The organism is Streptococcus sp. 2154, assembly GCF_013277255.1.
Lineage (GTDB): Bacteria > Bacillota > Bacilli > Lactobacillales > Streptococcaceae > Streptococcus > Streptococcus pseudopneumoniae.
In genome coordinates this window covers 84,916-91,266 of sequence record NZ_VMMK01000028.1, presented here as the reverse complement: position 1 = coordinate 91,266, position 6,351 = coordinate 84,916, and the positions used below count along the sequence as shown (strand labels likewise).

Genomic DNA, 6,351 nt, shown 5'->3' with positions numbered 1-6,351 from the left:
AACCTCAAAGCAGTGCTTTGGGCAAGCTGCGGCTAGCTTCCTAGTTTGCTCTTTGATTTTCATTGAGTATAAATGGTAAAATCTGATTTAAAGGTCTTGTTTAATTTCTCTATTGTGACACTATCATTATATTCCTTAAATATTCTCATAGCTTTATAACATTCTTTTTTACCTAACTCTACTTGATTCGTTTTTATGAGATAAATACCTTTTAAAAAAAGCAAATAAGTCTTTTCAAAATAATATCCTTGTCTGGTCAGTAAATTTTCTAAATCATCTATAAAAAATTGAGCGCTATCTAACAAATTATTTTTTAATAATAATTCTAAATTAAATAAATATAAAGGAATTACTCTATGTGTTCCCATATCTGTTTTTAAAAAATGTCGTGTTTTCTTGATTACCGCTCTATAAGGAGCATATCTATTATGCACCCCCCTATGTCTCTTGGGAAAGGGGAACTAATGAGAATCACAATAGGCTCATTCGGAGATGGTTACCTAAAGGAACTAAGAAAACGACTCCCAAAGAAGTCGCATTCATCGAAAATTGGATTAATAACTATCCTAAAAAACACTTGAACTACAAGTCCCCCAGAGAAGACTTCTTGATGGATAACTTGAACTTGAAATTTGGCAATGAAATAAAGACTATACAAATTGATTAGGGAATTTAAAACATAGTAGATTGAAACTAGAATAGTACACCTCTACTTCTAAAACATTCTTAGAAATCGATTTGACTGTCCTGATCGATTTATCCTGTTCTTATTTCATTTCACTATAATTTCTAACAATATTTTAGAAACTGAACCGTACCATTTCAACTTCAATACATTACAATATTGATAGGCACAGTTCCCATACCTGTCCAAATTCGAATAACGTTTAGTATAAATTAGAATATGACTACAACATCACAAATAATTAGACTATCTATAATATCTACGATGTAACATATACATAGGAAGCACCGTTATCAAGAGCGCCAAGGCTATCAACCAGATAAGATGAAGATACAAACCTGTCACCTCACCTCCCCATATAATACGAATCATGCGGGTAGCGTGATACAAGGGAGAAAACCAAGTCAAATCACCAAGTATTGGGGGCAAGGAAGTAATGGGAAAGAAGGTATCTGAAAACATATAAAGAGGACGGATTACCAAAACATTGTAGTAATTCAGAAATTCCCTAGACGGTGCCAAGTAGGTAAAGATTAGTCCTAAAACACCAAACAAATAACCCACTATAAATAAAATCAGAGGAATCAATAACATCAAGACATGAAAATGCGCTGTGATAAGCATGGAAATCAGCCAAAAAATCCCACCGAAAATCACTGCACGAATACCTGCCCAGATAGCCTGACCCACCACAATATCACTCGTATTGATTGGCGTCATCAACATAGCATCATAAGTCTTTTCAATCTTATACCGGATAAAGGCATTGACCGTTGTTTCTGCGGTGGCCGCAGACATGGCAGTCGCAGCAATTAAACCTGTAATGACAAAATCACGGTAGAGCATACCGTTAACATGCGTCAAATAGGCACCAACTCCAAATCCCATTGCTAAAAGATAAAAGAGGGGGTCGATAAGGTTGGGGACAATTGAAATTTTAAATAAATTTCTAAAACTCATGTAGTTGCGTACCACAACGTGTCCGATGGACTGAAATGATAACTTAAACATGCAAGTCCTCCTTCTCTGTCCCAGTCAACCCCAAAAAAAGCGTCTCAAGGTTGTCAGCATCATACTTGATGAGCAAGTCTTCTACAGTTCCTTCTTCTTTGATAGTCCCTTGGTGGAGCATCAGCACCCTATCTGTCAAATATTCAATCTCATTCATATAGTGGGAAGTAATAATGATGGAAACACCTAATTCCTTCAACTCCAAAAGTTTATCCCAAATAATATTGCGGGATTGAATGTCTAAACCAACTGTCGGTTCATCTAAAATGATAATATCAGGCCGATTGATGAGAGCTCTTGCCAAGACAAGACGTCGTCGCATCCCACCCGACAGTTGATTCACCATCTTTTGCGCATGTTTGCTCAGTTGAACAAAATCCAAGAGAGAATCGATTCTCTTCCTAAGTTCGACAGATGAGATACCATAACATAGACCGTGAGCAAAAAGATTATCATAAACATTCAAGGTCATGTCCAGCATATCCTCCTGCCCTACAATACCCAGACAAGATTTACTCTTACGACGATTGGTTTCAATATTTTGCCCCAAGATATCAATCTCTCCTGAGGAAATTGAGGTCAGTGAGTAAATCATCTTTAAAGTGGATGTTTTGCCAGCACCGTTGATTCCCAAGATACCCAAACACTCTCCTTCTCCCAATTCAAAGCTAATTCCCTTGACAGCTTCATAAGAACCATATTGCTTTTTTAGATTTTTAACACTTAACTTCTTCACTCTTTCTTTCCCCCACAAATAGAGCATGTTGGATACTTTGTTAATTCATCAAAATGTTGTTCGAATGTTATAAAGTCAATTGAGAATCTTTTATTAAATGTTAGCAATGCTTCGTATCCCCAAAAAATATATCTTAAAATTTCAAACGAAATAAAATACCCTTGAAATAGACAAGCAGAACCTAAAGCACCATTCGGAGTTCTGAACATCTCTAGTTCCAATGAATTTGTCATCGTACGAACAGTCTCCAACTCCTCAGCATACTCAGGAATTTTTTCCAAATCCTCTAAAAACTGACAGTAATAGCACGCTGCTTTATACGGAATAATTGAATATACTTTCCCATTTTTCTTACCCACCACAGCAGACAGACATAATTTATTGTATTGAACACAAGCTTCATTGACCCAAAAATCAATATAGCCTGTTGGATAATCTGCAACATTTACTACGATATCACATTTTGAAGTTTTTATTAACTCATCAACATCCTCTTTTGAACCTATCTCTTTATCAAGTACCTCAAATTCAATTAAAGGATTAAACTTTCTAAGCGACTCTTTTGCAGCCTCTACTTTTCTTTTTCCAATATCAGATGTCGAATACAAAATTTGTCTATTGAGATTACTAGCTTCTACCGTATCAAAATCAACTGCTGTAATATGCCCTATACCTAATTCAGCCAATGCTAGACAGATATTACTTCCTATACCACCAATACCTAAGAGCAAAATACGCGTCTTTTTTAATTTTAACTGATAATCATATTTTGTTAAAGATAATGTATCTAAAGTATTAAAAAAGTTAAGATTTACGGAATATCTGTCCAATTCTTCTGAAGTTAATTCAGTTGTAGTAACAAAATTATCCTCCAAATACCCTAGTGTATCTAGTAAAGAAATACTTTCTTCTACCTCATTAGGGGACAAGCTATCAACTAAGCTACAAATTTCATTGATTGTGTATTGTCCATCGAGAAGCTTAATGAGCTGAGTATACTTCTCATCCAGATTCTCAATCTCAATACCATAATCTTTTCCTATACCTAATCTAATTTTATCCTTTAAAAATAGGACACTATGAATATCTTTAATTTTAGGTAAATTCAATTCTATTTCCTCCTAAAATAGACAAAAGGAATGGAAAAATCCATTCACTTTTGAAAAAATGTTGAGAATGTAATCTTAAGATTAACGTCCTTCAACTGTGGATACTGCTGCAATTACTTTTGTAATTTTACCTCCATTTAAACTCAGACAATAAAATTTAAAATATTCTCTAGTAAAACATTTTAAAAATCTATTTATCTTGTGCTTTAATTATAGTATAATAAAAGATAGAAAATCATCGATATATGAAATTTGGAGAAAATTTTTATGGAACCAGATATTTTCATCATCACAAAACTCTTATCAGACCCTTCTCGGATGCACATTTTAGATATTCTAATGGATGGAAAAGCTCACACGGTTAACGAAATTGCCAGCTTTACCAAAATCAAGCAACATACTGTCAGCTATCACCTCAAATTACTTACCGAAGCACAGGTAACCACTCTACAAACCTATGGACGTTTTCATTATTATTCTTTAAAAAGTGCTGCCATTGCAGAAATGCTGGAATTTCTCAGCTTCTACTCTCCTCAGCGTGATGTCAAAAGTTATAAACAACACATTCACAAAAAGGAATTAAAGGTCGCTCGCACCTGCTATGACCATATTGCTGGTGAGCTTGGCATTTCCATTACCAATTATCTCTTGCAAGAAAATCTCCTCAGCGAATCAGAAAAAGACTTCCAACTCACTGAAGCTGGGAAGTCTTATTTCCAAAGAAAATTACACATTGATACGGATGAATTGAAAAAGAAAAAACGGAAATTTTGCCCTAAATGTTTGGATTGGAGCGAACGTAAAAATCATGTCGGCGGAGCTCTCGGCAATGCTCTTTTAGAATTTTTCAGTGAAAAACAATTGGTCATCCCTGCACAAACGCCACGTTCACTTACCATTACAGAGCAGGGCAAAGAATTCCTCGAAAAGGAGTGGGGGATTTAAACATAGATTTTTAAGCAAATAACTGTCCATACCAATTCTATAACAACCTCTCTATTCCCCTTACTCTCCCAACTGGGCACTGTAGGCGATAATCTGATCAACCGTATCAGACAAGAATTGGATGGTATCACGAAGTGGTTTATCTGTTGAAATATCCGCTCCGATAATCATGGCTGACTCAAGTGGTGTCTTACTACCACCTGATTTGAGAAGTTTGAGCCAGTCTTCAGCTCCAGTTTCTGAATTTTTTAGATGAAGGTAACCAGCAGTCGAGATGACTAGTCCAGCTGAGTAAGTGTAACTATACAAGCCCATGTAGTAGTGAGCTTGACGCATCCAAGTCAAAGCTGCATCATCGTCAATTTCAATGGCATCTCCCCAGAAATCCGTCAAAACTTCCTTCATAATACTGTTGAGTTTGCTTGCTCCAAAGGTCTCCCCTTCTTCAATCAATGTATACACCTTACGCTGGAAGGCTGCTTCCAAAAGGTGAGTGATAAAGTTATGGAAGTAGGTGTCTGTCAAGCGGTGAGCCAGAGCGAAGCGTTTTTGACGAGGGTCGTCAGATTGGTGCTCCAAGTAGTCACTGAGTAGCAATTCATTGAAAGTTGACGGCGCTTCGACATAGTAGGTCGACATGTGAGCATTGAAGTAACTCTGATGATTGTCTGAAAAGATGAATTGACCAGAATGCCCGATTTCATGAATCAAAGTATAGACATCGCTCAAACGACCTGTCCAGCTCATGAGGACATAAGGGTGCACGCGATATGGATCCGCCGCATAACCTCCGGAATCCTTGCCACTATTGGCAGCAAAGTCCACCCAGCGCTCTTCTTGATAGCGAGCAACTTCCTGACAATATTCTTGTCCCAAAGGTTCTACCGACTTCATGACCAAATCATAGGCGTCGTCAATGGTCACTTGAGGATTGAGGGCACTATCCAAATCCAATTTCCAGTCTGCAAAGGTCATCTTTTCAAGACCATTAACCTTGGCAACATGCTTGAGGTATCTCTGAGCGACTGGTGCAAAATCCTTCATGATGAGGTCAATCTGGCGGTCAAACATGGCACGGTCCACTTCCTGCTCAGCTAGAAGATAATCAAAAACTGATTCGTAGCCCTTCATATCTGCCAATAGTTTTTCAGACTTGACTTGGGCTAGATAGGCTGCTGCAGCCGTATTTTGGTGCTTACGAAGACCTTCTGAGAAGGAACGGAAAGATTTTTCACGAACCTCAGCGTCCTCATGGTTTTGGTAGAAATTCTCATAGGTCACAAAGCTGTTTTTGTAGGTCTTGCCATGGGCTTCAAAGTCAGCCATTTCAAAATCCCCAGCACGCATCTTAGTATAAATATCCTGCGGACTGTAGAAAACTTCACCCAGATTGGTCAAGGCTTTTTCCACATCAGCCCCTAGATAGTGGGCTTTTTTGATTTTTGCCTGACGAATAGCTGCGGTCAAATGTGGTAATTCACCCAAACGGTCCAAGACTTCCTTATCAGCTTCTACCAAAGCATCGTCAAAAAAGGTCAATACTACGCTGGCAGCTGTTTCAAATTCCATCCCAGCTTGGGCAATATTGGCAAATTCGTCATTGCTATAGTCTGTCGTCTGCGGCATAAAACCATAGTTACCAATATGGCTCATCTGGATGTAGATTTGTTCCAATTCCGCAAAGGCCTTTTCAAAATCCTCAAAAGTATGAAGATTACCCTTGTAATCACGGCTAAATTGATTGATGTCTTCGCGAGCCTTCTCGATTGCACGCAAGAAATCTTCACGGTCTTGGTATAGAGCTGTTAAATCCCAAAGTTCCTTTTCTGGAAACTCTGAACGGTGTTTTTGTTCCATTTTCTTCC

Annotated in this window: 6 protein-coding genes and 1 pseudogene; 2 read left to right on the top strand and 5 right to left on the bottom strand. The window is 37.7% G+C overall.

Annotation, left to right across the window (positions count from 1 at the left end):
- Positions 1-59: 59 nt before the first annotated feature.
- Positions 60-368 (bottom strand): hypothetical protein, encoded by a 309-nt coding sequence (locus HT693_RS04980; protein WP_226372382.1) that lies wholly within the window; start codon positions 366-368, stop codon positions 60-62.
- 44 nt (positions 369-412) lie between these two features.
- Between HT693_RS04980 and HT693_RS04975 the strand changes: the two are divergent.
- Positions 413-667 (top strand): annotated as a pseudogene (locus HT693_RS04975) (hypothetical protein); the annotation flags it as partial.
- A 264-nt stretch (positions 668-931) separates the two neighbouring features.
- Here the strand turns inward: HT693_RS04975 and HT693_RS04970 are convergent.
- Genes HT693_RS04970 through HT693_RS04960 form a run of 3 tightly spaced genes read right to left on the bottom strand, consistent with a single transcriptional unit; the run spans position 932 to position 3,541 of the window.
- Positions 932-1,696: an ABC transporter permease gene (locus tag HT693_RS04970; RefSeq protein ID WP_101514658.1), complete on the bottom strand. Its 765-nt coding sequence runs from the start codon at positions 1,694-1,696 to the stop codon at positions 932-934.
- The gene (locus HT693_RS04965; protein WP_000966495.1) at positions 1,689-2,459 is read right to left on the bottom strand and encodes an ABC transporter ATP-binding protein; all 771 of its coding nucleotides are present in this window, start codon (positions 2,457-2,459) and stop codon (positions 1,689-1,691) included. Before HT693_RS04965 ends, HT693_RS04970 begins: the two co-directional genes overlap by 8 nt.
- A complete protein-coding gene (locus HT693_RS04960; protein WP_100104391.1) occupies positions 2,429-3,541 on the bottom strand; it encodes a ThiF family adenylyltransferase in 1,113 nt (370 codons plus the stop codon). The genes HT693_RS04965 and HT693_RS04960 overlap by 31 nt, the downstream gene beginning before the upstream one ends.
- A 267-nt stretch (positions 3,542-3,808) precedes the next feature.
- Here HT693_RS04960 and HT693_RS04955 point away from each other — a divergent pair, with 267 nt between their 5' ends.
- Positions 3,809-4,486 (top strand): metalloregulator ArsR/SmtB family transcription factor, encoded by a 678-nt coding sequence (locus HT693_RS04955; protein ID WP_000433071.1) that lies wholly within the window; start codon positions 3,809-3,811, stop codon positions 4,484-4,486.
- Positions 4,487-4,546: 60 nt separating this feature from the next.
- On the opposite strand, the gene pepF is transcribed toward HT693_RS04955, so the two are convergent.
- Positions 4,547-6,343 carry an oligoendopeptidase F gene (gene pepF / locus HT693_RS04950; RefSeq protein ID WP_138704708.1) on the bottom strand — a complete coding sequence of 599 codons (1,797 nt, stop codon included), beginning with the start codon at positions 6,341-6,343 and terminating at the stop codon, positions 4,547-4,549.
- Positions 6,344-6,351 lie beyond the last annotated feature (8 nt).